The following is a 26,437-nucleotide window of genomic DNA, read 5'->3' as shown; positions in this document are numbered from 1 at the left end:
GCAGGTAAAGATATGTAAAGCTACTTTAACGATATGTGCTCAAAGTCCTTGATTTGTAGCGAGTTTGTAACCCCGCGCAGTCGCCGACAGACAGCGGTAAATGCTTATGCTAGAGTCCTCGCATTGATCGCCGCGGTGTCTTTGCCGTGGACTCGCACGCATATAAAAAAAGGATAAAGATGGATACGCAAACCAAGCCGACTTTGAATACCGCCCCACCTAAGCGCAGCCGCAAGATACTCGGCAGCGTGATCGCCGTCGCCGTCATGGCGGCGCTGGGCGGCTTGGCGTGGTATTTGACGCACCAGCCGGCAGGCGATCCCGCCGCCAGCGTGCCCGGCGCGGGCGGTCCCGGTCCCGGCGGCCCCGGTGGTGGTGGCGGTGGTGGACGGCGCTCCGTGGCGACCACGGTCGGCGTGGCGACGGCTGAAAAGGCCGACATCCCGGTGACGCTGGAGGCGCTGGGCACCGTGACCGCGGCGGCCACCACCACCGTGCGTCCGCAAGTGTCGGGCATCCTGCAAAGCGTGTTGTTCAAGGAAGGACAGATGGTCAAGGCCGGGCAAGTGCTGGCGCAGATCGATCCGCGCCAGTTCGAGATGGCGCTGCTGCAGGCTTCCGGCCAACGCCAGCGCGATGAGGCTCAGCTGGAAAACGCCAAGCTGACCTTGAACCGCTATCGCACGCTGCTGGGCCAGGACTCGATCGCGCGCCAGGACGTCGACACGCAGGCGGCGCTGGTCAAGCAGCTCGAAGGCACGGTCATGACCGACCGCGCGGCCGAAGGCATGGCCAAGCTGAACCTGGGCTACACCAAGGTGATCGCGCCGATTTCGGGCCGCGTCGGCCTGCGCGTGGTCGATATCGGCAACCTGGTCGGCTCCAGCGACACCAACGGCATCGCCCTGATCACCCAGCTGTCGCCTATCGATGTGGAATTCTCGATCCCGCAGGACACCGTGCCCGGCGTGATGGAGCGCGTGAACGACGGCGCCGCCTTGCCGGCGCTGGCGCTGGACCGCAGCCGCACCAATACGCTCGACAGCGGCAAGTTCTCGGCGATGGATAACCAGGTCGATGTGCAGACCGGCACCGTCAAGGCCAAGGCGCGCTTCGCCAACGCCAAGTCGGCGCTGTTCCCGAGCCAGTTCGTCAACGTGCGGCTGGAGCTGCGCACCATCAAGGATGCGATCATGGTGCCGGTGACGGCGGTGCGCCACGGCACCAGCGGCGATTTCGTCTACGTGGTCAAGGCCGACAAGACGGTCACCGTGCGCAAGGTCACGCGCGGCCAGGCCACCGTGGACAAGGTGCAGATCGCCAGCGGCCTGGAACTGGGCGAACAAGTCATCACCGAAGGCGGCGACCGCCTGAAAGAGGGCGCCAAGGTCACGCTGCCCGGCGCCGGCGGCGAACACGGCAAAGGCCGCGGCGGCGAGCACGCGGCCGGCGGCTGGAAAGGCAAGCATGGCGGCGCGGCGGCCGATGGCGCGAGCGCGCCTGCCGCCGCCGCGGACGGCGCATCGGCGCCGGCCGGCGAGCATCGCCGCCGCAACAAGGAAGGCGCAGCACAGCAATGAGTCCATCCGCCCCCTTCATCCAGCGCCCGGTAGCGACCTCGCTGCTGATGCTGGCGATCGTCCTGGCCGGTATCGTCGGTTTCAAATTCCTGCCGCTGTCGGCCTTGCCGCAGGTGGATTTCCCGACCATCCAGGTACAGACGCTGTATCCCGGCGGTAGCCCTGAGGTGATGGGCCAGACCGTCACCGCGCCGCTGGAGCGCCAGTTCGGCCAGATGGCCGGCCTGCAGCGCATGAGTTCCACCAGCGCCGCCGGCGTCTCCATCATCACGCTGCAGTTCGGCCTGGGCCAGACGCTGGACGTGGCCGAGCAGGAAGTGCAGGCCGCGATCAACGCCGGCTCGTCGCTGCTGCCGACCGACCTGCCGGCGCCGCCGGTCTACGCCAAGGTCAATCCGGCCGACGCGCCGGTGCTGACGCTGGCGATCACCTCCGACACCATGCCGCTGACCGAGGTGCAGAACGTGGTCAACACCCGCCTGGCGCTGAAGATCAGCCAGGTCTCGGGCGTCGGCCTGGTGACGCTGAGCGGCGGCCAGCGCCCGGCCGTGCGCATACAAGCCGACACCAACGCGCTGGCGTCCTACGGCCTCGGCCTCGACACGCTGCGCACCGCCATCACGGCGGCCAACGCCAACGGCGCCAAGGGCAGCTTCGACGGCCCGACCCGCGCCTACAGCATCAACGCCAACGACCAGCTGGTCACAGCCAAGGATTACAAGGACCTGATCCTGGCCTACAAGAACGGCGCGCCGGTGCGCCTGACCGACGTCGCCACCGTGGTCGACAGCGCCGAGAACGTGGAGCTGGGCGCCTGGTCCGGCACCAGGCAGGCCATCATCCTCAACGTGCAGCGCCAGCCCGGCGCCAACGTCATCGCCACCGTGGACGCCATCAAGGCCCGTCTGCCCGAACTGCAGGCGGGCCTGCCGGGCGCCATGCATGTCGAGGTGCTGAGCGACCGCACCACCGGCATCCGCGCCTCCGTCGAACACGTGGAGATGGAGCTGCTGCTGGCCGTGGTGCTGGTGGTGCTGGTGATCTTCGCCTTCCTGCACAGCATCCGCGCCACCGTGATCGCCAGCCTGTCGGTGCCGATCTCGCTGATCGGCACCTGCGGCGTCATGTACCTGCTGGGCTATAGCCTGAACAACCTGTCGCTGATGGCGCTGACCATCGCCACCGGTTTCGTGGTCGACGATGCGATCGTCATGATCGAGAATATCGCGCGCTACATCGAAGAGGGCGAAAAGCCGATGGCCGCCGCGCTCAAGGGCGCCAAGCAGATCGGCTTCACCATCATCTCGCTGACGGTGTCGCTGATCGCGGTGCTGATACCGCTGCTGTTCATGGGCGACGTGGTCGGCCGCCTGTTCCGCGAATTCGCGATCTCGCTGGCGATCACCATCCTGATTTCCGCCGTGGTGTCGCTGACGCTGGTGCCGATGATGTCGGCGCGCTGGCTGAAGAGCCACGGCGAGGAAAAGCAGAGCCGCTTCGCGGTGCGCTTCCAGCAGTTCTTCGACTGGGTGATCGGCCACTACGACAGGTCGCTGACCTGGGTCATCAACCATAGCGGCCTGACGCTGCTGGTGGCGCTGGCCACCTTGCTGCTGACGGTGCTGCTGTACGTGGTGATCCCGAAAGGCCTGTTCCCGACCCAGGACACCGGCCAGCTGCAGGCGCGCCTGGAAACCAGCAAGGCCGTCTCCTACGCCAGGATGGCGGATCTGCAGCAGCAGGCCGCCAAGGCCGTGCTGGAGGATCCGGACGTCGCCACGCTCAGTTCCGTGGTCGGCGTGGACGCCGCCAACAACACCATGCTGCATACCGGCAGCATGCTGATCAACCTGAAGCACAAGCGCACCGGCAGCCAGCAGGAAACCATGGACCGCCTGCGCAACCGCGTGGCCGCGATTCCGGGACTGACGCTGTACCTGCAGCCGACCCAGGACTTGACCATCGACGCCGAGTCCGGCCCGACCCAGTTCCGCGTGTCGATCGAGGGCGCCGACAACGCCACCGTCAACGAGTGGGCCACCAAGCTGGCCGCGCAGATGCGCACCAAGTCCGAACTGCGCAACGTGGTGTCCGACGTCGGCGCCAGCGCCAACGCGGCCTATGTCAGCGTCGACCGCGACACGGCCTCGCGCCTGTCGGTCACCGCCGCCTCCATCGACGACGCGCTGTACAGCGCCTTCGGCCAGCGCATCGTCTCGACCATCTTCACCGAGACCAACCAGTACCGCGTGATCCTGGAAGCGCGCCGCGACGACATCACCACGCCGGCCGACCTGGGCAACCTGCAGCTGCGCACCGGCTCCGGCAAGGCGACGCCGCTGTCGGCCGTGGCCACCGTCACCGAGCGCCAGGCGCCGCTGCAGGTCACGCACGTGGCGCAGTATCCGGCCACCACGCTGGGCTTCGACACCGCGTCCGGCGTTTCGCTGGGCACGGCGGTGGACAGCATCCGGCACGCCGCCGCCGAGATCAAGTTCCCGGCCTCGGTCACCTTGACCTTCCTCGGCGCGTCCGGCGCCTACCAGAATTCGCTGTCGAACCAGTTGTGGCTGATTTTGGCCGCCGTGGTCTGCGTCTACATCGTGCTGGGCGTGCTGTATGAAAGCTATATCCATCCGCTGACGATCCTGTCGACGCTGCCGTCGGCCGGCGTCGGCGCCTTGCTGGCGCTGCTGGTCAGCGGCCAGGACCTGGGCGTGATCGGCATCATCGGCATCATCCTGCTGATCGGTATCGTCAAGAAGAACGCGATCATGATGATCGACTTCGCCATCGAGGCCGAACGGGAGCAGGGCAAGCCGCCGCGCGAGGCGATCCACCAGGCCGCGCTGCTGCGCTTCCGCCCGATCCTGATGACGACGCTGGCCGCGCTGTTCGCCGCCGTGCCGCTGATGCTGGGCTGGGGCGAGGGCGCCGAACTGCGCCGCCCACTGGGCCTGGCCATCTTCGGCGGCTTGATCGTCAGCCAGATGCTGACGCTGTTCACCACGCCGGTGATCTATCTCGGCTTCGACAGCCTGGCGCGCCGCTTCAGCGGCAAGCGGCCGGCCGCGCCGGCGCCGCTTGAAGGTGGTGCGCCGTGAACCTGTCGTCCCCCTTCGTCAAGCGCCCGATCGCCACCGTCCTGTTGACGATCGGCGTGGCGCTGGCCGGCATCGGCGCGTTCTTCGTGCTGCCGGTGGCGCCGCTGCCGCAGGTCGACTTCCCGGTGATCTCGGTCAGCGCCACGGTGCCGGGCGCCAGCCCGTCGACCATGGCGACCAGCGTGTCGACGCCGCTGGAACGCCACCTGGGCACCATCGCCGGCGTCAACGAAATGACCTCGCAGTCGAGCACCAGTTCCTCCAACGTGACCTTGCAGTTCGACTTGAACCGCAACGTCGACTCGGTGGCGCGCGAAGTGCAGGCGGCGATCAACGCCAGCCGGGTCGACCTGCCGGCCACGCTGCGCAGCAATCCGACCTACCGCAAGGCCAATACCTCCGGCGCGCCGGTGATCATCCTGGCGCTGACGTCGAAGACGCGCACGCCGGGCCAGATCTTCGACGCCGTCTCCAACATCGTGCTGCAGCGCCTGTCGCAAGTGACCGGCGTCGGCGACGTGGAACTGGGCGGCAGCTCGCTGCCGGCGGTGCGGGTCGAGCTGAATCCGTATGCGCTCAACCGCATCGGCCTGTCGATGGAGGACGTGCGCGCCGCCATCCAGGCCACCAACGCCAACCGTCCGCGCGGCGCCTTGCAGGGCAACGGCCACCGACTGCAGATCTATTCCGGATCGGCCAACGCCAGCGGCGGCCGCAGCGCCGCCGACTACCGCAACCTGGTGGTCGGCTGGCGCAACGACACCGCGATCCGCCTGCAGGACGTGGCGGAAGTGGTGGACGGCGTCGAGGACCAGAACAACCTGGGCCTGTTCAACGGCCAGCCGGCGATCATCGTGCTGCTGCGGCCGCAGGCCGGCGCCAACGTCATCGAGACCGTCGACAGCGTGCGGGCGCAGCTGCCGCAGCTGCAGGCGCAGTTGCCGCCGGACGTGAAGATCGAGGTGGCCAGCGACAGCACCAACTCGATCCGCTCGTCGCTGCACGAGATCGAGGTCACGCTGATCATCTCGATCCTGCTGGTGGTGCTGGTGGTGAGCGTGTTCCTGCGCAACGTGCGCGCCACCATCGTGCCGGCCGTGGCGACCGTGGTGTCGCTGCTGGGCACCTTCGGCGTCATGTACCTGCTGGGCTTCAGCCTGAACAACCTGTCGCTGATGGCGCTGACCGTGGCCACCGGCTTCGTGGTCGACGACGCCATCGTGGTGCTGGAAAACACCACCCGCCATATCGAGGCCGGCATGGACCGCTTCGAGGCGGCGCTGCTGGGCGCGCGCGAGGTGGGCTTCACCGTGCTGTCGATCAGCCTGTCGCTGATCGCCGTCTTCATTCCGCTGCTGTTCATGGGCGGCCAGTTCGGCGCGCTGTTCAAGGAGTTCGCCATCACGCTGTCGGCCGCCGTGATGATCTCGCTGGTGATTTCGCTGACCACCACGCCGATGATGTGCGCCTGGCTGCTGAATCCGGGCCATGCCCAGGCCAAGCCGCCGGGCCGCGTCGCGCGCTTCTTCGAGAGCGGCTTCGACAAGGTACTGAAGGGCTACGAGCATAGCCTGGACTGGGCGCTGCACAGCGTCTGGCTGGTGATGCTGAGCCTGTTGTTCGTCATCGGCCTGAACGTCTACCTGTTCGCCGCCATCCCCAAGGGCGGCTTCCCGCAGCAGGACACGGGCCAGATCAACGGCGGCATCCGCGCCGACCAGAGCATCTCCTTCCAGGCGATGCAGGGCAAGCTGCGCCAGCTGGTCAACATCATCAAGGAAGATCCCGACGTCGCCACGGTGGTGGGCTTCACCGGCGGCCGGCGCGCCGGCGGCGGCTTCATGTTCATCAACCTGAAGCCGGCCAACCAGCGTACGGTGGCGGGGCAGGCGGTGATCGCGCGCCTGCGGCCCAAGCTGGCCAAGGTGACCGGCGTGAGCTTGTTCCTCAGTCCGGTGCAGGATCTGCGCTCGGGCGGACGCTCGGCCAACGCCAACTTCCAGTACACGCTGAAGAGCGACAACCAGGCCGACCTGAAACGGTGGGCGACCCGCCTGGCGGAGGCGATGAAGGGCCAGCCGTCGCTGGTCGATGTCGACAGCGACCAGGCCGACAACGGCGTCGAGACCTATGTCACCATCGACAAGCAGAGCGCTTCGCGCCTGGGCGTGTCGGTCAAGGACGTCGACAATGCGCTGTACAACAGCTTCGGCCAGCGCCAGGTCGCGACCATCTACGATGAGCTGAACCAGTATCACGTCATCATGGAAGTGTCGCGCAAGTACAGTACCAGTCCGGAGGACCTCAAGGACGTGTATGTGCCGTCCAAGGGGCTGCCGTCGCCGACGGCCAGCAATCCGACCGGCGCGCCGGTGGCGACGACGACCGCGACGACCACCTCCGGCACCAGCACCAGCGGCACCACCGGCTCGGGCACCACCAGTACGAGTAGCGCCAGCACCGCCACGGCGGCCAACGTCTCGGCGCCGGCGGTCAAGGATGCCTCGTCCGGTTCCGCGCTGAGCACCACGGCCACCACGATGGTGCCGCTGTCGGCGCTGGCGTCCTTTGCCGAGAGCTCGGCGGCGACCTCGATCAACCACCAGGATGGCGAGCTGGCCACCACCGTCGCCTTCAACCTGGCGCCCGGTTCCAGCCTGTCCGACGCCGCCGCCGACATCGCGGCGGCGGAAGCGCAGATCGGCATGCCGGGCAATGTGCGCGGCAGTTTCGCCGGCTCGGCCAAGAGCGCGCAGGACAGCAACAAGTCGCTGCCGCTGCTGATCCTGGCGGCCATCGTGGTGATCTACATCGTGCTGGGCATCCTGTACGAAAGCCTGGTGCATCCGGTGACGGTGCTGACCACGCTGCCGTCGGCGGGCGTGGGCGCGGTGCTGGCGCTGCTGATCTTCAAGATGGAATTCTCGACGATCGCGCTGATCGGCATTTTCCTGCTGATCGGTATCGTCAAGAAGAACGCCATCCTGATCATCGACTTCGCGCTGGAGGCCGAGCGTTCGCGCGGCCTGGCGCCGCTGGAAGCGGTGCGCGAAGCCTGTTTGCTGCGTTTCCGCCCGATCCTGATGACGACGCTGGCCGCCGCGCTGGGCGCGCTGCCGCTGGCGATCGGCTTCGGCGAGGGCTCCGAGCTGCGCCGGCCGCTGGGCGTGGCCATCATCGGCGGCCTGATCGCCAGCCAGTTACTGACCCTGCTGACCACGCCGGTGGTCTACATCCTGATGGACAAGCTGCGCCGCCGCGGCCCGTCCGAACAACAATTAAGCCGCATCCATAGCGAGTCGCCGAGCACACCATGAGCAAATACGCATCCACTCCCCGTTATTCCCTGATCGCGCCGGCGGTGCTGGCGACGCTGCTGGCCAGCGGCTGCGCGGTCGGCCCGGCCTACCAGCTGCCGTCCACGCCGCAGCCGGCGGCCTACAAGGAAACCGCCAGCGAGGCCCAGAAGGCCGCCGCCGGCTGGACCGCCGCCGCGCCGGCCGACACGCTGGAACGCGGCCCGTGGTGGCAGCTGTTCGGCGATCCGCTGCTGAACCAGATGGCCGACAGCATCGAAGTCTCGAACCAGAACGTGGCCGCCGCCGTCGCCGCCTATGCGCAGGCGCGGGCGCTGGTCACCGAGCAGCGCGCCTCGCTGTTCCCGGTGGTGGACCTGAACGGCAGCGCCAACCGCTCCGGCGGCGGCGGCACGCAGACCGGCAACCAGTACCGCGCCAACATCGGCGCTAGCTGGGAGCCGGACGTGTGGGGCAAGCTGCGCGCCGGCGCCAACGGCGCCCCCGCCAGCCTGCAGGCCAGCGCCGCCGACCTGGCCGCCGCGCGCCTGTCGGCCCAGGGCGAGCTGGCCACCAACTACTTCTCGCTGCGCCAGACCGACGCCGAAAAGGCGCTGCTGGACGCCACCACCGAAGGCTACGAGCGGGTGCTGCAGATCACCCAGAACCGCTTCGACGCCGGCATCGCCGCCAAGTCCGACCTGTTGCAGGCGCAAACCCAGCTGGCCAGCGCCCGCATCGACCAGATCACGCTGGTGCGCCAGCGCGCCACGCTGGAACACGCGATCGCGGTCCTGCTGGGCAAGGCCGCCGGCGACTACACGCTGGCGCCCGCGCCGTGGAACGTGGTGGTGCCGGACGTGCCGACCGGCGTGCCGTCCACGCTGCTGCAGCGCCGGCCCGACATCGCCGGCGCCGAGCGCCGCGTGGCGGCCGCCAACGAGCAGATCGGCATCGCCCGCAGCGCCTATTTCCCCAGCTTGAACCTGACCGGCTCCTTCGGCTATGGCGCCGCCTCCACCGGCGGCTTGTTCAACGCCTCCAACAACCTGTGGTCGCTGGGCCTGACGGCGGCGCAGACGCTGTTCGACGCCGGCGCCACCAAGGCCCGCGTCAGCGGCGCCGAGGCGGGACGCGACCAGGCCATCGCCCAGTACCGGCAGACGGTGCTGGCCGCGTTTGCCGACGTCGAGAACCAGCTGGCGGCGACCCGCACGCTGGCGCAGCAGCTGGACCTGCGCAAGGCCGCCTCCGAGGCGGCCGACCAGGTCGAGGTGCAGATGCTCAACCGCTACCGCGCCGGCCAGGTCAGCTACAGCGACGTGGTCACGGCGCAGACCACCGCGCTGACCGCGCGGCGGGCGCTGGTGCAGGCCCAGGCCGACCGCCAGAACACCGCCATCGCGCTGATCCAGGCGCTGGGTGGTGGCTGGCATGCTGCAAGTGAGTAGGGCGTGATGCGGGCTGGGCGGGCCGCTTGGTTTTTGAACGTGATCTTTGTATAATCATCTGGCAAGATGTAAATAAAGATCACTTCCTCCGGGGCCGCCCCGGCCGGTCTCATGCCAAGATGACGAAACGTAGCGCCACCGCTGTTCCAGCTGCCGATGCAGTCGTTCCCGTCGTCGGCATCGGCGCGTCCGCCGGCGGCCTCGACCCGCTGTGCGAATTCCTGATCGGCGTACCGCCCGACAGCGGTTTCGCCTATGTCGTGGTGCAGCACCTGGATCCGCTCCACAAGGGCATGCTGCCCGAACTGCTGCAGCGGGTGACCAGCATGGCGGTGCGCGAAGTGGCCGACGGCATGCCGGTCGAGGCGGGGAATGTGTACGTGATCCCGCCCAACCGCGATCTCGGCCTGGATGCCGGCCGCTTCATGCTGATGCCGCCGGTGGGCCAGCGCGGCCACCGCCTCCCCATCGATCACTTCTTCCATGCGCTGGCCGAGCATAACCGCGAGCGTTCGGTGGGCGTGGTCCTGTCGGGCATGGGCGCGGACGGCACCCTCGGCTTGAGGGCGATCCGCGATGTCGGCGGCCTGACGCTGGCGCAGTTGCCGGCGTCGGCCAAGTTCGATCCGATGCCGGTCAGCGCCATCGCCGCCGAGGTGGTCGACGTGGTGGCCTTGCCGGGCGAACTGGCGGCGCGCCTGAGCGAATGGTGGGAGCGGCGCGAGTCCGGCCTGCCGATGCGGGCGGCGGCCCAGCGCGACGCCTTGCAGCAATTGTTCGAATTGCTGCTGAAGCAGACCGGCGCCAATTTCTCCGATTACAAGCTGAGCACCGTCACGCGGCGCATCGACCGGCGCATGACGGTGCGGCAGTGCGCCACGCTGTCCGACTACGTCGGCTTCATGCGCGAGAACCCGGCCGAGGTCGAGCTGTTGTTCAAGGAGTTGCTGATCGGGGTGACCAATTTTTTCCGCGACCCCAAGGTGTGGGAATACCTGATGGCGAGCGCGCTGCCGCAGCTGCTGGCCGAGCATCCGGAGGGCGCCGCCTTCAAGGCCTGGGTGCCGGCCTGCTCGACCGGGGAGGAGGCGTATTCGCTGGCGATCGCCTTCAGCGAAGTGCTGGAACAACTGCGGCCGACCGCGCAGTACACGCTGCAGATCTTCGCCACCGACCTGGACGACGACGCCATCGAGCGCGCGCGCCAGGGCGTGTTCGGCGCCGGCATCGAGGCCGATGTCGGGCCGGAACGGCTCAAGCGCTACTTCATGCCGGCCGAGAACGGCGGCTACCGCATCCGCAAGGACGTGCGCAACTCCATCATCTTCGCACGCCAGAACATCATTTCCGATCCACCTTTCACTAAACTCGATATACTGTGTTGCCGCAACCTGCTGATCTACTTCACCGTCAAGCTGCAGGAACAGTTGATCCCGCTGTTCCACTACGCGCTGAAGACCGACGGCTTGCTGATGCTGGGCAGCGCCGATACGCCAGGCCAGTTTAACGAACTGTTTGCGCCGATGCATGGCGCGGGCCGCATCTACCGGCGGCTGGATGCTTCCACCCACCGCGTGGCCAACTATTTCCCGACTCGCGTCACCAGCGTATCGGCCACTACAGCGAGCGAACCTAGCCACCCATCCATGAACGGTAATCTTCAATCCCAGGTCGAGCAGCTGCTGCTCAAGAAGCATGCGCCGGCCGCCGTGCTGCTCAATGTCCATGGCGACATCCTGTACATCCATGGCCGCACCGGCGCCTACCTGGAGCCGGCCGCCGGCAAGGCCAACTGGAATATCCATGCGATGGCGCGCGAAAGCCTGCGCCACGAACTGGCCGACCTGCTCAAGCGCGCCGCGCAGGACGGCGGCATGATCGCCGTGCGCGGCCTGATCCAGCGCGACGAGGCGGGCAAGCCGTCGCAGGCGCTGGATTTGACGGCCGAGGCGATGCCGGAGGACGGCCCCCTGTCGGGCACCGTGATGCTGACCCTGTCCATCGTGCCGCTGCCGTCGGAACGCAAGCGCTCGCGCTCCAGCAATCCCTACGTGCTGGAACTGGAGCAGCAGCTGGCGCAGGCGCGGCTGGAGATCCAGGCGGTGCGCGACGAGATGCAGGCCTCGCGCGAGGAGCTCAAGTCGGCCAACGAGGAGCTGCAATCGACCAACGAGGAACTGCAGTCCACCAACGAGGAGCTGACCACCTCCAAGGAGGAGATGCAGTCGCTGAACGAGGAACTGTACACCGTCAACGCCGAGCTGCAATCGAAGGTCGACGACCTGTCGCTGGTCAACGGCGACATGAAGAACCTGCTCAACAGCACCGACGTCGCCACCATCTTCCTCGACAGCGAGTTGCGCATCCGCCGCTTTACCGACAAGGCCAAGCAGATCTACAAGCTGATAGCCGGCGACGTCAACCGGCCGCTGGGCGACATCACCAGTGACCTCGACTATCCGGAGCTGGAGAGCGACGCGCGGGAAGTGCTGCGCACGCTGGTGTTCTGCGAACGCCAGGTCCCGACCGGCAGCTCGCGCTGGTTCACGGTGCGCATCATGCCTTACCGCACGGTGGACAACGTCATCGACGGCGTGGTGGTCACCTTCATCAACATCACCGAGTCGAAGCAGCTGGAAGCGCGGCTGCGCTCGATGCAGGGCGGAGTGAACTAGCCATGGCAACGCGGCCGCGTCCCGAGCTCGATCCCGACAAGCTGCGCGACGCCGCCGAGCAGACGGTGACGGCGCTCAGCGTGACAGGCCTGGCGCCGCCGGTCGGCGCCGACACCGAGCTGCTCAGGCAGTGGCATGAGCTGCAGGTCAGCCAGATCGAGCTGGACATGCAGAACCAGGCGCTGTCGGAGCTGCAGCAGGAACGCGACCTGGCCGAGGCGGGGCGCGACCGCTACGCCGCGCTGTACGACCAGGCGCCGGCCGGCTACCTGTCGCTGGACGCCGACGGCCGCATCACGCGCGCCAACCACGCCGCCGCCGAGCTGCTCGGCGTGCAGCGCGGTGAGCTGCCCGGCAAGCGCTTCGAGCAGTTCGTGGCGCCGCATGCGCAGGCGCCGCTGCGCCGCTTCCTGGCCACGCTGTTCGCCGGCGGCGCGCGCGCGGTGCTGGAAGTGCCGCTGTTCGATCCGATGGCCGCTGATGACGCCAGCGCGCTGCGCCAGGTCCACATCGAGGCCAATCATGACGTGGTGGCGAACAAGTGCCGCGTGATCCTGACCGATATCGGCACGCCGGACGTGCGCGAGGCGGCGCGGCGGCGCGCCTTCCAGGTGCTCGACAATATCAACGAGGGCGTGCTGGTGTGCGATGTCGACCAGCATATCGTCGCGGTCAATCCGGCCTTCACGCGGCTGACCGGCTATCCGGTGGAGGAGGCGCTGGGCCGCAACCCGCGCTTCCTCGGCCGCCATGAGGCGCACCCGGTCGGCTATCACGCCGAAGCGATGCGCTGCCTGCGCACCTACGGCAAGTGGCAGGGCGACGTGCACAACCGCCGCCGCGACGGCACGCCGTACGTGGCTTCGATGTCGCTGACGGTGGTACGCGACGATAACGGCGCGATCAGCTACTTCATCGGCGTGTTCTCCGACATCACGGCGCGCCTGCGCGCCGATGCCGACCTGCTGCAACTGTCGCGCGAGCTCGATGCGCGGGTGGTGGCGCGCACCGCCGAACTGACGCAGGCCAACCACCTGCTGGTGCTGGAGGTGGCCGAGCGCAAGCGCGCCGAGGCGGCGCTGCACGAATCGCGCGAGCAGCTGCGCAAGCTGGCCGAGCACCTGGAGACGGTCAAGGAAGAGGAGCGGACCCGCATCGCGCGCGACATCCACGACGAACTGGGGCAGAACCTGCTGGCGCTGCGCATCGACGTCACCATGCTGCGCGACCGCACCGCCGAACGCCATGCCCGCCTGCACCAGCGCGTGGCGTCGGTGTTGGAGAATGTCGACACCACCATCCGCAGCGTGCGCGGCATCATGAACGAGCTGCGGCCGGCGGTGCTGGACCTGGGCCTGCAGGCGGCGCTGGAGTGGCAGGTGGCCGAGTTCCGAAAGCGCAGCGGCCTGGCCTGCGCGCTGGCGCTGCCGGACGAGGCGGCGATGGGGCGGCTGCCGGACGGGATGGAGATCGTGCTGTTCCGCGGCCTGCAGGAGGCGCTGAGCAACGTGCGCCGGCATGCCGGCGCCAGCCGGGTGAGCGTCAGCCTGGCACTGCACGGGAGCAGTCTGGTCTTCAGCGTGGCCGACGACGGCGTCGGCATCGCGCCCCAGCACCGGGGCAAGGCCGACTCCTTCGGCCTGATCGGCATGGCGCAGCGGGTGGCGGCGCTGGGCGGCAATCTCGTCATCGTGCCGTTCGTGCCGGGCCAGGGCTGCACGCTGACGATGGCCTTCGACTTAGCCGGTTGCGCATAGTGAAAAAGCATTTTCAGCCCCGCGCATAAGGAATATACTGCCGCTGGAACTCATTCAGGGGCTTTATCTTGTTAAAAAAACTAGTAATTCCGGCGCTGCTGGTGGCTACCGCCGCCGTCCAGGCCGACGAAGGCCAATGGCAGCCGTACCAGCTGCCGCAGCTCAAATCCGAACTGAAACGCATCGGCATCACCATCCCGGCTGAAAAACTGGCCGATCTCTCGAAGCATCCGATGAGCGCCATCGTCTCGCTGGGCGGCTGCTCGGCGTCGTTCGTCTCGGACGCCGGCCTGGTGGTCACCAACCACCACTGCGCCTACGGCGCCATCCAGCGCAATGCGACCCCTGAACACAACTACATCGCCGACGGCTTCCTGGCCAAGACCCGCGCCGAGGAACTGGCCGGCGGCCCGAATACGCTGGTCTACGTGACCGACAAGGTGGAAAACGTCACCGGCCGCGTGCTGAAGGACATCACGCCGTCCATGAGCGGCAAGCAGCGCAACGAGGCGGTGGAGAAGGCCGTCAAGGCGCTGATCGCCGAATGCGAGAGCGACAAGATCTACCGCTGCTCGGTGCCGGCCTTCCATCGCGGCCTTGAGTACTACCGCATCCGCCAGATGATGATACGCGACGTGCGCCTGGTATACGCGCCGGCCAACGCGGTCGGCGACTTCGGCGGCGACATCGACAACTACGAATGGCCGCGCCACGTCGGCGACTATTCCTTCCTGCGCGCCTATGTCGGCAAGGATGGCCGTCCGGCCGATCCGTCGCCGGACAACGTGCCGTATCATTCGAAGGACTTCCTGGTGGTGTCGGCCGCTGGCCTGAAGAACGGCGATCCGGTGCTGCTGGCCGGCTACCCTGGCCGCACCAGCCGCTACAAGCTGCCGTCGGAAATCCGCTACGCGCGCGACGCCGCCTATCCGGCCAAGGCGGCCGAGATCCAGTCCGACCTGGACGTGATCGCCGCGTCGACCAAGGACAGCGCCGCATCGGCGGTGCGCTATGCGAGCGTGGTCAAGAGCCTCAACAACGTGATGAAGAAAACGCGCGGCCTGATCGACGGCTTCGCGCGCAAGGACGTCGCCGCCATCAAGGATGTGCAGGATGCGGAATTCCGCGCCTGGTACGGCAAGCAGGCCGGCGTCTCGAAAACCATGCTGGCCGAACTGGATGCGATGATCGCCGCCGACATCGCGCTCAGCGACGAGGAATTCGGCTACAGCGTCGCCGCCACCGGCGACCTGCTGAAGAGCGGCGCCACGCTGTACCGCCTGGCGCAGGAAAGCGCCAAGCCGGATGCGGAGCGCGAAAGCGGCTACCAGCAGCGCGACCTGGCCTTCATCAAGGCCCGCTTGAACCGCCTGGAGCAGTCGTATGTCGGCAGCGTCGACCAGGCGCGCTTTACCGGCGCGCTGCAGCGCTATGCCGCGCTGCCGAAGTCCATGCATGTGACGGCGCTGGACGCGCTGCTGCCGGCCGTTGACGGCGTGCCCGCGCTGTATGCGCAGTCGCAACTGGGCGACACCGCCAAGCGCCTGGCGTGGGTGGGCAAGGACGCCGCCGCCATCACCGCATCGGACGACGCCTTCCTCAAGCTGGCGGTCAGGCTGGATGGCGTGACGCAGGCATTGAAGGAACGCCGCAAGGAGTTGGACGGCAACCTGGAACGCGTGATCCCGCAGTACATGGCGGCCGTGATCGCGTGGAAGAAATCGCAGGGCAAGCCGGTTTATCCCGATGCGAATTCGACGCTGCGCGTGACTTATGGCAGCGTGTCGCCTTACTCGCCGAAGGACGGCATCACCAAGGGCCCGTTCACCACCATCGAAGGCATCGTCGAGAAGAACACCGGCAAGGAGCCGTTCAACGCGCCGGACAAGCTGCTGGCGGCGATCAAGGCCAAGCGCTATGGCCAGTTCAAGGATCCTGTGCTGGGCACGGTGCCGGTCGACTTCCTGACCAGCGCCGATACCACCGGCGGCAATTCCGGTTCGGCCGTGATGAACGGGAAGGGCGAGTTGATCGGCCTGAATTTCGATTCGACCTACGAGTCCATCACCAAGGACTGGTACTTCGACCGCGATATCACCCGCGCCATCCACCTGGATATTCGTTATATGCTGTGGGTCATGGCGGAAGTCGATCACGCTGATAATCTGCTCAAAGAGATGACCATCAAATATCCGGCGGCGAAAAAATAATGAACGGACTATCGGTTCTTTTAGCGGAATTGCTCAAATACGTGAACATGCCCTTGCACCTGGCAGGGTTTGTCACGTCCCCGCTGGAACTGATGTCGTTCCTGCTGTCGGTGGCCACGGTGTGGCTCAACATCCGTCAGAGCCATTGGGCCTGGCTGCTCGCCATCATTTCGTCGGCCACCTACGGGCTGGTGTTCTACGGTGCGCGGCTGTACGGCGACATGGGCCTGCAACTGGTGTTTATCACGGTCTCGTTCTGGGGCTGGTACCAGTGGCTGCACGGCGACGACACGCATGACCAGCTGCCGGTCACCACGCTGGACGCGCGCGGCCGCTGGATCGCCGTCGCCGGCTGGGCGGCCGGCTTCCTGCTGCTGGCGTGGTTCCTCAAGACCTATACCGACACCGACGTGCCGCATTCGGACGGCTTCCTGACCGCCGGCAGCCTGGTTGGCCAACTGCTGCTGTCGCGCAAAAAGGTCGAAAACTGGCATGTGTGGATCATCGTCGATGTGCTGTACGTGGCGCTGTACCTGCACAAGCACCTGATCCTGACGGCGATCCTGTACGCGGTCTTCGTCGGCATGGCGGTGATCGGCCTGCGCGCCTGGCAGCAATCGTCCGGCGCCAACGGCGGTTCGGGCGGGCGCCTGGTACTGGAGTGAACGTGACGGCGCGGGTGGCCATCCTGGGCGCCGCATCGTCCGGCAAGTCGACGCTGGCCGAGGCGCTGGCGTTGCGCTACCGGACCCTGTGGGTGCCCGAGTACCTGCGCGAGTTCGTCGACACCGAGGGCCGCGTGCCGGTCGCCGGGGACCAGTTCCATATCGCCGCCACGCAGCGCGACCGCGAGGATGCGGCCGCGCCGCGCGCCAACCAGTATCTTTTCTGCGACACCACGCCGCTGATGACGGCGGTCTACAGCCGCCAGTATTTCGGCGGCATCGACGCGCAACTGGCGCCGCTGGCCGACGCCCATCCGCGCGACTACGCCTTTACGCTGCTGACCGCGCCGGATATCCCATGGATCGACGATGTCCAGCGCGAGAGCGAGGAGGTCTGCGCCATCATCCACGGCATGCTGCTGGACGAACTGGCCGTGCGTGGGATACCCTATCTGCTGGTGTCGGGCGATCCCGAACGGCGCATCGCGCAAGTGGAGCGCTACTTATCTCCTTAGAAGGGACGTCATGAAGAAGCGGTTGGCCTGTTCCATCCTCGCACTTGTCCTTTCCCCATCGGCCTTTGCCGATACCGGCTACTACCTGGTGTCCACCTACGATGTGGAAGGCCAGGCATCCATCGACTACAAATACTGGCACGCACAGTACAAGAATCGCACCGCCGCTTCGCCCGAGATCGGGCTGGGCTACGGTGTCACGTCACGCTGGTACACCGAGGTGTATGCGCAGTGGTTTACGGTCAATGGCGGCGGCACCCGCCATGTGGCGACGGCGTGGCAGAACGATTACATGCTGACGCAGGGGCAGCATGCCTTCGACCTGGCGCTGCACACCAAGATGGAGAAGGCGCGCGATGGCGAGGACGGCTACGCGCTGGAGTGGGGGCCGGTGCTGCAGACGGAAATCGGCCGCACGCAGTTCAACGCCAACCTGTTCTTCCAGCGCGACTACCGCGTGGCGGCGGGCGGCGGCGAGCATCCCATGGAGCTGGCCTATCAGCTGCAGGTCAAGCACAACTGGAGGCCGTGGTTCCAGCCTGGATTGCAGGCGTTCGGCGAAGTCGGGAAGTGGAACGACTGGCTGCCGTACCAGCAGCAGTCGCACCGCGCCGGCCCGATGGTGTACGGCCACCGGGACATCGGCAAGCAGGAAGTGAAATACGAATTCGCCTACCTGATCGGCAGGAATTCGGCACGCGCGGCGAAGAGCTTCTCGATGCGCGTGCAGTACATTTTCTAGAAGTCCAGCTGGGCCGAGATGCGGAAGGTGCGCGAGGCGCCCGGCATCAGGTAGCCACCCAGGTCCGGCGTGACGTCGCGCCAGTAGAACTTGTCCAGCGCGTTGTCGAGGCCTGCACGGATGGTGGTGGCCATGCCGCCCACGCGGGTGGCGTAGGAGGCGCTCAGGTTCAGCACGTGGTAGCCCGGCACGAACACGGTGTTGGCCGCGTCGAAGGCCTTCTTGCCCGAGTACTGCCAGTTGGCGCCGACCTTCAGGCCCTGCACCTGCGGCACGGCGTAATCGGCATACACGGACGACTTGAAGGCGGCGACGTCGGTGACGCGCTTGCCGTCCAGGTCCGCGCTGCCGGTGTCGCTCTGCTGCGTGTTGAGCGCGGTGGCCGATACGCCCACCGTCAGGTCGCGCGTGGCGCGGCCGTTCAATGCCAGTTCCAGGCCGCGGTTCTGCGCTTCGCCGTTACGCACGTAGAAGTTCTGCGCGTCGGTGTATTCCAGGCCCTTGCGGATCTGGAACAACGCCACGGTGGCGCTCAGGTCCGGGCGGATGTCGGACTTGACGCCCAGTTCCACCTGCCTGGATTTGCCCGGCGCCAGCGCGCGGCGCTGGTTTTCGGTGCCGATCGGCGCCACGCCGCCATGTTCCAGGCCTTGCGCATACGATGCGTACACGGAGACGTTGGGGCGCACGCTGTACACCAGCGCCACGTTCGGCAGCCAGAAGCCGATGTCGGTGTGCGCGTATGGCAGCACCACGCCGTCGTCGTCGGCGCCGACGTACTCGTCGCGCTTGACCTGCACGTAGCGCGCGCCGGCATGCAGCTTGAGTTGGTCGTTCAGGCTCAGGATGTCCTGCGCGAACACGGCGCGCTCATTGTCGCGGCGGCGTTCGGAGGTCGGGCCGCTGGTGCCGGGCGCCGGCGCCACCACGACCGGGTGGTAGATGTTGCTGACGCCGGAGTAGTCGTACAGGTAGTCGCCCCATTTTTCGCTGTTCTTGAACAGCGATGCGCCGCCGGTGAACTCGTGTTTCAGCGCGCCGGTGGCGAAGCGGCCCTGGACCAGCGCCTGCACCGTCAGCGGCGATTTTTTCTCGCCCAGGCTGATGTAGTTGTAGACGTCGTAGTCGCCGTTGCCGCAGTAGCCCGGATACAGTCCCTGCTCGCCGCAGCCGTAAGGGAAGGCGGTGTAGTCGTCGCGCTTGAAGTTGTGCTGGTTGGCGCTGAGCGTGGTGCTCCAGTCGGACGAGAACTTGTACTCGAAGCGCGCGCCGATGTTGCTGCTGGTGGTTTCCACCGGGCGGCTCCATGGCTGGTCGTTGAGCATGACGTCGGCGTCGACCAGCGGCAGCGTGGCGTTGTTCAGCAGCTGGAAGCCGGGCGCGGTGGTCTGCGATTTGCGCTGGTAGTCGGCGTCGATCTGCAGCAGCGCCTGCGGCGAGATTTTCCAGTCGAAGGCGGCGGAGACGAACTTGCGGTTGCCGTCCGCGCCCTTGATGTAGGAGCGCAGGCGTTCGGCGGCGACGTTGACGCGGTAGCCGAAGCGCGGGTCTTCAAAGCGGCCGCCGAGGTCGACGGCGCCGTACAGCGTGCCGCGTTCGCGTTCTTCCAGCACCACCGAGCGCAGCGGCGTGTCGGTCGGGCGCTTGGTGACGTAGTTGACGATGCCGCCCGGCGCGGAGACGCCGGCCTGCAGGCCGGACAGGCCTTTCAGCACTTCCAGGCGTTCCTTGTTTTCCAGCGGGATCTGGGTGTCGCCGGGGATGGCCATGCCGTCCTTGCGGTAGCTGGAGGCGTTGTCCAGCTTGAAGCCGCGGATCGAGAACTGCTCGGCGTAGCCGACCGCGTTGTAGGAATCGCTCAGGCTGGCGTCGAACCTGGCGGCGTCGGTGGTCGAGCGGATTTGCAGGTCCAGCATCTGCTGGGCCGTCAGCACGGTGACGGAGGCGGGCGTCTCCAGCAGCGGGGCGTTGGAGAAACCGGCCACCGAGGCGCTGGTGGCGCGCGTCCTGGCGGCGCTGACGACGACTTCGGGCATGGCCTGGTCGGCGGCGGCTTCTTCGGCGTGGGCGTTGGAAAACGCCTGGAGCATCGCCAGGGCGATGACGGATACTGCAAAGTTTGGTTTGGACATATCTGCTCTCTACGTGTTCGGCTGGGAGCCGCGAAGAGAGCCATCAAAGGAGGGGAGAACCACTTTTGCGCTTTCCTTCGCTGGCATTATCCAGATCAGGTACGAAGGGTATCTCTCACCCGGAACAACGTTCCAGGACCCCTAGCGAATTGCCAGTGTAGCACACATCGATGGCGTGCGACGCGTTCGGCGCCGCGTCGCTACACTGGCGACTTGCGCCACAGGGGCGTTAACGAAGCGGTCACATCGTGTGTGGAGGCGCCATCATGTCGGTGTATCCTGGCGTGCCTTTGCTGCTTCGTGCTAGTGAAAGGGTAGGAATGAGGCAGTCGTATCAAGAGGGGAGCTGGTTTGCCGTGCCGTTGCTGGACGGCGGCTATGGTTGGGGCCTGGTGGCGCGCTTGTCGCCGGGCAGCAAGATCATGCTCGCCTATTTGTTTGGTCCCAAGCTGACGGGCTTGCCGTCGGTGGAGGAGTTGAATACCCTGCAGCCGCACGACGCGGTCAAGGTGCTGCGCTGCGGCGACATGGCGCTGGCCAGCGGCCACTGGCGCGTGCTGGGGCAGATCGAGGAGTGGGACCCGGCGCGCTGGCCGGTGCCGCAGTTCCTGCGCCGCGCCGACGCGCTGCAGCGCGCCTGGCGCGTGACCTATTCCGACGCGGACCCGAGCCGCTCGGAGCGCGAAGAGTCCGTGCCCTACGATACGCAGGGGCTGGATCCCGATTCGCTGTACGGCTACGGCTCGACCGAGCTGCTGCTGACCAAGCTGCTGGAGCCCGCCGGGCATCCGATCAATCGCAAGGCCTAGGCGCGGCCGTTACAGCTTGCAGCTGACGTTCCAGGCGACGTACTCGCCGCGGTGCTTGCGCACCGCCACCCTGGCCACCGTATCGCGGTCGCTTTCAAACACCAGGCCAAACATCACCGGCGCGCCGTTGGCCGGCGCGGACGGTTCGATGGCGCTCAGGCGGAAGGTGAGCGCGCGCTGGCGCGCGCATTCCGAATTGCCGGCGAACAGCAGGCGCGCCCGCAGCAGCAGTTCGCGGTGCTGGCGCAGCAGATTCGCGGCGTCGGCTTTCGGCACGGCCGGGTCCATCCTCACGGTGTAGCGGGCCGCGGCGCAGGGGACGTCGGGCCTGGTCAGCCAGACCTGCCATTCCGGCGCCGCGGCCGAGGGACCCCAGCTCTTGGCCCTGGTATCGTAGATGAAACTGGAGCGCACCTGCCGGCACAGGTCGGAGGCAAAGTGGCGCGGCGCCGAATCGACGCGGGCGATGACTTGCCACGGCTCGCCGCGGCGGCGCGAAATGTCGAACGCGGGCGCGAACAGCGACGGCGCGCCATCGATTCCCGATGGCAGGCGCTCGCGGTAGAACGCATCGAAGGCGCTGCGCTCTTCGGTGCTCGCCTCGCGCTGCTGGATGGGCGCCGCCGCGCCGGCGATGCCGGCGGCCGCCAGGGCGGCGCTGAACCAGAGACGGCGCATCACACCGCCTTCATCACGATCTGGATCAGCAGGCCGCCGCCGTCGCGGTTGCGCACGGTCAGCTCGGCGCCGTGGCGCTGCAGCACGCGCTCGACGATCGCCAGTCCCAGCCCGGCGCCGTTGGCCTGGCCGCGCGCCGTGTCCAGCCGCGTGAAAGGCTTGAGCAGCTGTTCGATCTGGTCGTCCGGCACGCCGCTGCCGTGGTCCTGCACTTCGATGACGACGCGCTTGGCGGTGTGCATGCCCTTGACGCTGCACTTGATGTCGATCTCGGTCGCATCGCCGTCCGGCGTCCTGCCGTAGCGGCGGGCATTTTCGATCAGGTTGTTGATGACGCGCTTGAGGTCGGTGGCGTTGCCCATCGCGTGGGCGTCGTCGGCGATGTCGGTGCTGATGCGCAGCTCGGGCAGGCGGCCGGCTTCGTGCGCGGTGTCGCGCAGCAGTTCGCTGATGTCGACGTTGATGAAGCTGGACGCCTCGGTCGGCTTGGCGTAGTCGAGGAACTGGCCGATGATGGCGTCCATCTGGCCGATGTCGGACTGGATGCCTTCGCGCGCCTCATTGGACAGGTTGGCCATCTCCACTTCCAGCTGCATGCGCGCCAGCGGCGTGCGCAGGTCGTGCGAGATGCCGGCCAGGATCACGGCGCGGTCCGACTCCACCTGCTGCAACTCGTCGACCATCTGGTTGAAGCTGCGGTTGGCCTCCATGATTTCGATCGGGCCTTTTTCCGGCAGCGGATCGGGGCGCTTGCCCTGCGCGAAGGCGCGCGTGGCTTGCGTCAGGCGGCGCAGCGGCAGGTTGATCAGGCTGGAGATGAAGGCCGCGCCCAGCAGCGACACCACCGACACCACGCTGGCCCAGCCCAGCCACTGGATGCCGGTCAGGCCGCGGATGCGTTCGCGCTCCAGCATCAGCCAGTAGGCGTCGTCGTCGATCTTGAAGCTGACCCAGAAGCCCGATACGCCGTTGACCTTGGCCGAGAAGCGGGTGTCGGCGCCCAGCTTGGCCTTGACCAGCTTTTCGATGTCGGGCATCAGCGCGTTGTCGGACGGTGGCTCGACCTTGTCGTCCTCCTCCAGCGGGAACACACGGATGCCTTCGTTGGAGACCAGTTCGAACAGCAGTTCGCGCCGCAGTTCGGGCGCGGAGTGGGTCAGGGCGGCGTGGGTGATGGTGACCACCGAGATCACCTGGGCGGAGATCTGCTGCACCTGCGGCTCGTGCTGCACCACGCTGATCATGCCGACCCAGGCCGTCATGCTGGTCGTGGTGAGAGCGCCCAGCAAAAAGAAGGTGCGCCAGAACAGGCCGCTCTTCAGGCTGGCCACGCGAAAAGAAAACGGGAACTTCATGCGCGCTTCCGCGCCTTAGCGCGGCTGCCCCTCCGGAATGAAGACATAGCCGAGGCCCCAGACGGTCTGGATGTACAGCGGGCTCGATGGATCCGGCTCGATCAGCTTGCGCAGGCGCGAGATCTGCACGTCCAGGCTGCGGTCGAACACTTCGTATTCGCGGCCGCGCGCCAGTTCCATCAGCTTTTCGCGCGACAGCGGCTGGCGCGCATGGCGGGCGAATACTTTCAGTACCGAGAATTCGCCGGTGGTCAGCGGCACGGTCTCGCCGCTTTTCTTCAGCGTGCGCGTGCCCAGGTCCAGCACGAACTGGCCGAACTCGAACGATTGCGGGGTTTCCGACGGCGCGCCCGGAATCTCGTCCGGACCGCGGCGGCGCAGCACGGCGCCGATGCGGGCCACCAGTTCGCGCGGGTTGAACGGCTTCGGCAGGTAGTCGTCGGCGCCCATCTCGAGGCCGACGATGCGGTCGACGTCCTCGCCCTTGGCGGTCAGCATGATGATCGGCGTCTGGTCGCCGGCGCCGCGCAGGCGGCGGCAGATCGACAGGCCGTCTTCGCCGGGCAGCATCAGGTCCAGCACCAGCAGGTCGTAGCGCTCGCGCAGCCACAGCTTGTTCATGGCGGTCGCGCTCTCGGCGGTGAAGACGTTGAAGCCTTGCTCGGTCAGGTAGCGCCGCAGCAGGTCGCGCAGACGAACGTCGTCGTCCACTACCATAATCTTGGCCTGGTGGCCATGCTGGTTGGCGGAGGTGTTGCCGGATTCAGTCGTTGTGGTCGTCATTTGCCTGCCAGATTTGTCATATTCATGTTGCTATGGTAACGTCATATTCGTCCTGCGAAAACGTCTGTGACGACCCATTACAAAGTGTTACAAACTTTACCCAATTAGCCTTACCCCCTCAGTTAAAGCATCATACACTGCGGGCATAGATTCAGCTTTTTAGGAACACCATGTTCATCGATCACAAAAAAATACACGCGGCAGCTAGCGCATCTTTTTGCGTTCGATCCCTCACGGGTTCCATTTTGCTGTGCAGCGGTTTGCTGGGCCCGGCCTTGGCGCATGCCGACGGCGACGGCCCGCAGCGCCGTGATCCGCCGTCGCAGCAGCAGGGCGGTCCGCGCGATCGCCAGGATGCGCGCCAGCCGGAGCAATCGCGCCAGGCGGCCGATCAGCGCAACTACGAGGCCCGTGCCGAGGAGCAGCGCCGCGCCATGCAGGAGGCCAGCCGCAATGCGGAAATGAGCCGCCGCGTCGGCCGCATGACGCCGGACGAACGGCGCGACCTGCGCCGCCAGATCAATGAAGTGGGCCAGGATATCTACGCGAATCCGCCGCGCCGCTGAGCGGCTTCATTGATAGCCTGATAATAAAACGGTACGATTGTTATTTGAATATTATTGATGTGTATCAATAAATTCACAGTCGTATAGTTTCCTCTATTGAATTTCCTTCCTTTTGCTTGGTCCGCGTGTAAGATTAATTAATTACACGCAACGCCTTTCGGCCCATGCGTGCCGTTTGGAGGAAGATCGTGGTTCAAGACGTTGCATCCGCAGCGCTCGCCGCAGGCCAGGAGCCACAAGCTTCCGGACTGGGCTTGCCTATTGGCTTGGTAAAGCGAGCAGACGGTATTTATATCGATCTGGGTATGGCACAGCCGGCGTTGATCGCCGCGGTCAACCATGTCTTCCAATCCGGCTGCTACTTCCCCGGCCTGAATTATCCGGTGCTGATCAAGGCGCTGTACGGCGTCGGCCCCGACCTGGGTGCGGCGCAGGCGGTACGGCTGGCCAGCGACATGCGCTTGTTCGATGCCGAGCGCCTGGTCCTGTACAAGAATCCCAAGATGGCCCACGGCTATGCCGAATACTATTTCGAGTTGCTGTACCTAGAGGAGATGACGCTGCCCGACGGCACCGTGATCCCCGAGCGCCAGACGCGCCTGGACATCGATGAATTCGTGGCCGACATGTGGAACAAGGGTATCCGCTTCGGTATCGACATCGCTGCGGTGTCGGCGGCCATGGCCTCGTCCAAGCCGGACCGCATCACCTTCGCCACCGACCTGGAGCCGGAGCCGGGCCAGGACGCGACCGTGGTGGAGGTGTCGTCGGACCTGCACCGCAGCGACGCCCCCAAGGCGCGCGCCGACGGCCGCATCGACCTGCAAAGCTTCCAGAACCGCTTCCCTCAGATCAAGGACAATATGCGGCTGCTGAAGAAGCAGCCCGCCGTGGCCGGCCTGCCTGGTTTCGACCTGAGCGGCCGCATGACGGCGCCGGAGCCGCCCAAGGATCTGACGCTGCGCTTCTTTGCCGGCGACGGCACCGAGGCCAGGATGCTGGAGGACGGCGAATACCTGGTCTCCACGCGCGAGGGTTTCCTCAGCGTGGACTCGAAGTCCAACCGCATCTCCATCACCGACAAGATCATCAGCCTGGAAGGCGTGAGCGGCCGCACCACCGGCAATTTGCAGCTGGCCGGCGCCTACGAGGAATACGGCGACGTGCAGGAGCAGCGCGAGGTCACCGGCAGCGATATCACGGTGCACGGCAACGTCTACGGCAATATCAATTCGCGCGGCGGCACCGTGGTGCTGGACAAGAACCTGGTCAGCGGCAGCATCGACAATGTGGCCGGCAGCATCAGCATCGCCGGCGTGGCGTCCAACTCCGTGATCCATACCGGGAACGGCAAGGTCACCATCGCCCGCGCCGAGAACTGCGTCATCTCCGGCAGCAGCGTCAAGGTGGACGAAGCCTCGAATTGTGAAATCATCGCCGACGAGATCTTCATCTCGATGGCCGAGGGCTGCGCCGTGGCGGGCCGCAATGTCGAAATCGAAAGCGCCGGTCCGCGCCGCCGCACCGAGATGGTGATCTACGTGCTGGTCAAGGACGTGACGCAGTTCGACCAGGAGATCGCCGAACTGGATCTGCGCGTGGCGGCCTTCGACCAGGCCAACCAGGCCAGCCAGGAAGAGATGGACCGCATCGCGGCGCTGCCGGACGTGCGGCGCTACCTGGCGCTGGCGGCCAAGCTGCGCACGCAGGAGTTGACGCTGACGCCGGAGCAGGGCCAGTTCCTGCGCAAGATCGCCGCCGCGGTGGCGAACGAGCTGCAGGCGATCAGCAAGCTCAAGCTCGACCTGCAGGCGGGCCAGACCCAGCACAAGCTGCTGTCGGACCGGCTGGCGCGCGTGATCGAGCAGAAGGTGGAGGCGGCCGGCATCGCGCGCTGCGGCCTGCACATGGTCAGCGGCGAGACGATCGTGCGCACCATGCTGTTCGCGGCCGACACCTCGGTGCTGACGCAGCTGCCGCCCAAGGACATCAAGCAGCGCCTGCGCGGCACCCCGACCGGCGGCGAACTGCTGTTCGCCGAGAGTACGGGGTCGCTGGACTGGCACTTGAATCCGCGCCAGCGGCCGGTGGCGGGCTAGCCTTGGCACGCCTGCCGCTT

At 66.5% G+C, this 26,437-nt stretch carries 17 protein-coding genes and 1 riboswitch; of the genes, 13 read left to right on the top strand and 4 right to left on the bottom strand.

Annotated features, from left to right (window positions below; all coding sequences use genetic code 11):
* The first annotated feature begins 179 nt into the window (after positions 1 to 179).
* The 10 genes from ACEN9F_RS08325 to ACEN9F_RS08280 all read left to right on the top strand — a co-directional run bounded on the left by ACEN9F_RS08325 (position 180) and on the right by ACEN9F_RS08280 (position 17,995).
* Positions 180 to 1,580 carry an efflux RND transporter periplasmic adaptor subunit gene (locus ACEN9F_RS08325; RefSeq protein ID WP_413419569.1) on the top strand — a complete coding sequence of 467 codons (1,401 nt, stop codon included), beginning with the start codon at positions 180 to 182 and terminating at the stop codon, positions 1,578 to 1,580.
* Complete coding sequence (locus ACEN9F_RS08320) at positions 1,577 to 4,684, top strand: efflux RND transporter permease subunit (RefSeq protein ID WP_413419568.1); 3,108 nt, start codon at positions 1,577 to 1,579, stop codon at positions 4,682 to 4,684. The genes ACEN9F_RS08325 and ACEN9F_RS08320 overlap by 4 nt, the downstream gene beginning before the upstream one ends.
* Positions 4,681 to 8,001 carry an efflux RND transporter permease subunit gene (locus tag ACEN9F_RS08315; protein ID WP_413419567.1) on the top strand — a complete coding sequence of 1,107 codons (3,321 nt, stop codon included), beginning with the start codon at positions 4,681 to 4,683 and terminating at the stop codon, positions 7,999 to 8,001. Before ACEN9F_RS08320 ends, ACEN9F_RS08315 begins: the two co-directional genes overlap by 4 nt.
* Positions 7,998 to 9,431 carry an efflux transporter outer membrane subunit gene (locus ACEN9F_RS08310; protein WP_413419566.1) on the top strand — a complete coding sequence of 478 codons (1,434 nt, stop codon included), beginning with the start codon at positions 7,998 to 8,000 and terminating at the stop codon, positions 9,429 to 9,431. Before ACEN9F_RS08315 ends, ACEN9F_RS08310 begins: the two co-directional genes overlap by 4 nt.
* A 119-nt stretch (positions 9,432 to 9,550) precedes the next feature.
* Complete coding sequence (locus ACEN9F_RS08305; RefSeq protein WP_413419565.1) at positions 9,551 to 12,106, top strand: chemotaxis protein CheB; 2,556 nt, start codon at positions 9,551 to 9,553, stop codon at positions 12,104 to 12,106.
* 2 nt (positions 12,107 to 12,108) lie between these two features.
* The gene (locus ACEN9F_RS08300; RefSeq protein ID WP_413419564.1) at positions 12,109 to 13,863 is read left to right on the top strand and encodes a PAS domain-containing protein; all 1,755 of its coding nucleotides are present in this window, start codon (positions 12,109 to 12,111) and stop codon (positions 13,861 to 13,863) included.
* A 101-nt stretch (positions 13,864 to 13,964) separates the two neighbouring features.
* Positions 13,965 to 16,073: a S46 family peptidase gene (locus tag ACEN9F_RS08295; RefSeq protein ID WP_413419563.1), complete on the top strand. Its 2,109-nt coding sequence runs from the start codon at positions 13,965 to 13,967 to the stop codon at positions 16,071 to 16,073.
* On the top strand, positions 16,073 to 16,738 hold the full coding sequence (gene pnuC / locus ACEN9F_RS08290) for a nicotinamide riboside transporter PnuC (RefSeq protein ID WP_413419562.1): 666 nt from the start codon (positions 16,073 to 16,075) through the stop codon (positions 16,736 to 16,738). The genes ACEN9F_RS08295 and pnuC overlap by 1 nt, the downstream gene beginning before the upstream one ends.
* Positions 16,735 to 17,253 carry an AAA family ATPase gene (locus ACEN9F_RS08285; protein WP_413419561.1) on the top strand — a complete coding sequence of 173 codons (519 nt, stop codon included), beginning with the start codon at positions 16,735 to 16,737 and terminating at the stop codon, positions 17,251 to 17,253. The genes pnuC and ACEN9F_RS08285 overlap by 4 nt, the downstream gene beginning before the upstream one ends.
* A gap of 10 nt (positions 17,254 to 17,263) precedes the next feature.
* Positions 17,264 to 17,995 carry a hypothetical protein gene (locus ACEN9F_RS08280; RefSeq protein ID WP_413419560.1) on the top strand — a complete coding sequence of 244 codons (732 nt, stop codon included), beginning with the start codon at positions 17,264 to 17,266 and terminating at the stop codon, positions 17,993 to 17,995.
* Here the strand turns inward: ACEN9F_RS08280 and ACEN9F_RS08275 are convergent.
* Positions 17,992 to 20,127 carry a TonB-dependent siderophore receptor gene (locus tag ACEN9F_RS08275; protein WP_413419559.1) on the bottom strand — a complete coding sequence of 712 codons (2,136 nt, stop codon included), beginning with the start codon at positions 20,125 to 20,127 and terminating at the stop codon, positions 17,992 to 17,994. The two genes, ACEN9F_RS08280 and ACEN9F_RS08275, sit on opposite strands and share 4 nt — an antisense overlap.
* A 55-nt stretch (positions 20,128 to 20,182) precedes the next feature.
* Positions 20,183 to 20,280: riboswitch (TPP riboswitch) on the bottom strand.
* A gap of 167 nt (positions 20,281 to 20,447) precedes the next feature.
* Between ACEN9F_RS08275 and ACEN9F_RS08270 the strand changes: the two genes are divergently transcribed.
* Positions 20,448 to 20,936, top strand: a complete 489-nt coding sequence (locus ACEN9F_RS08270; RefSeq protein WP_413419558.1) for an Imm26 family immunity protein — start codon at positions 20,448 to 20,450, stop codon at positions 20,934 to 20,936.
* A 9-nt stretch (positions 20,937 to 20,945) separates the two neighbouring features.
* On the opposite strand, the gene ACEN9F_RS08265 is transcribed toward ACEN9F_RS08270, so the two are convergent.
* From ACEN9F_RS08265 to ompR, 3 genes are read right to left on the bottom strand one after another with little or no spacing between them, the layout of a single operon-like run.
* Positions 20,946 to 21,614 (bottom strand): hypothetical protein, encoded by a 669-nt coding sequence (locus ACEN9F_RS08265; protein ID WP_413419557.1) that lies wholly within the window; start codon positions 21,612 to 21,614, stop codon positions 20,946 to 20,948.
* Positions 21,614 to 22,969 carry an ATP-binding protein gene (locus tag ACEN9F_RS08260; protein WP_413419556.1) on the bottom strand — a complete coding sequence of 452 codons (1,356 nt, stop codon included), beginning with the start codon at positions 22,967 to 22,969 and terminating at the stop codon, positions 21,614 to 21,616. Before ACEN9F_RS08260 ends, ACEN9F_RS08265 begins: the two co-directional genes overlap by 1 nt.
* A gap of 15 nt (positions 22,970 to 22,984) precedes the next feature.
* Positions 22,985 to 23,752 (bottom strand): two-component system response regulator OmpR, encoded by a 768-nt coding sequence (gene ompR, locus ACEN9F_RS08255; RefSeq protein WP_413419555.1) that lies wholly within the window; start codon positions 23,750 to 23,752, stop codon positions 22,985 to 22,987.
* A gap of 245 nt (positions 23,753 to 23,997) precedes the next feature.
* On the opposite strand from ompR, the gene ACEN9F_RS08250 reads away from it, so the two are divergent.
* Positions 23,998 to 24,318: a hypothetical protein gene (locus ACEN9F_RS08250; RefSeq protein ID WP_413419554.1), complete on the top strand. Its 321-nt coding sequence runs from the start codon at positions 23,998 to 24,000 to the stop codon at positions 24,316 to 24,318.
* Between the two features lie 305 nt (positions 24,319 to 24,623).
* Complete coding sequence (locus ACEN9F_RS08245) at positions 24,624 to 26,417, top strand: flagellar assembly protein A (protein ID WP_413419553.1); 1,794 nt, start codon at positions 24,624 to 24,626, stop codon at positions 26,415 to 26,417.
* Positions 26,418 to 26,437 lie beyond the last annotated feature (20 nt).

The organism is Duganella sp. CT11-25 (assembly GCF_047302815.1).
GTDB lineage: Bacteria > Pseudomonadota > Gammaproteobacteria > Burkholderiales > Burkholderiaceae_D > Rugamonas.
Note: the sequence above shows the minus strand (reverse complement) of the source record. Positions and strands in the feature narration are given on the sequence as shown.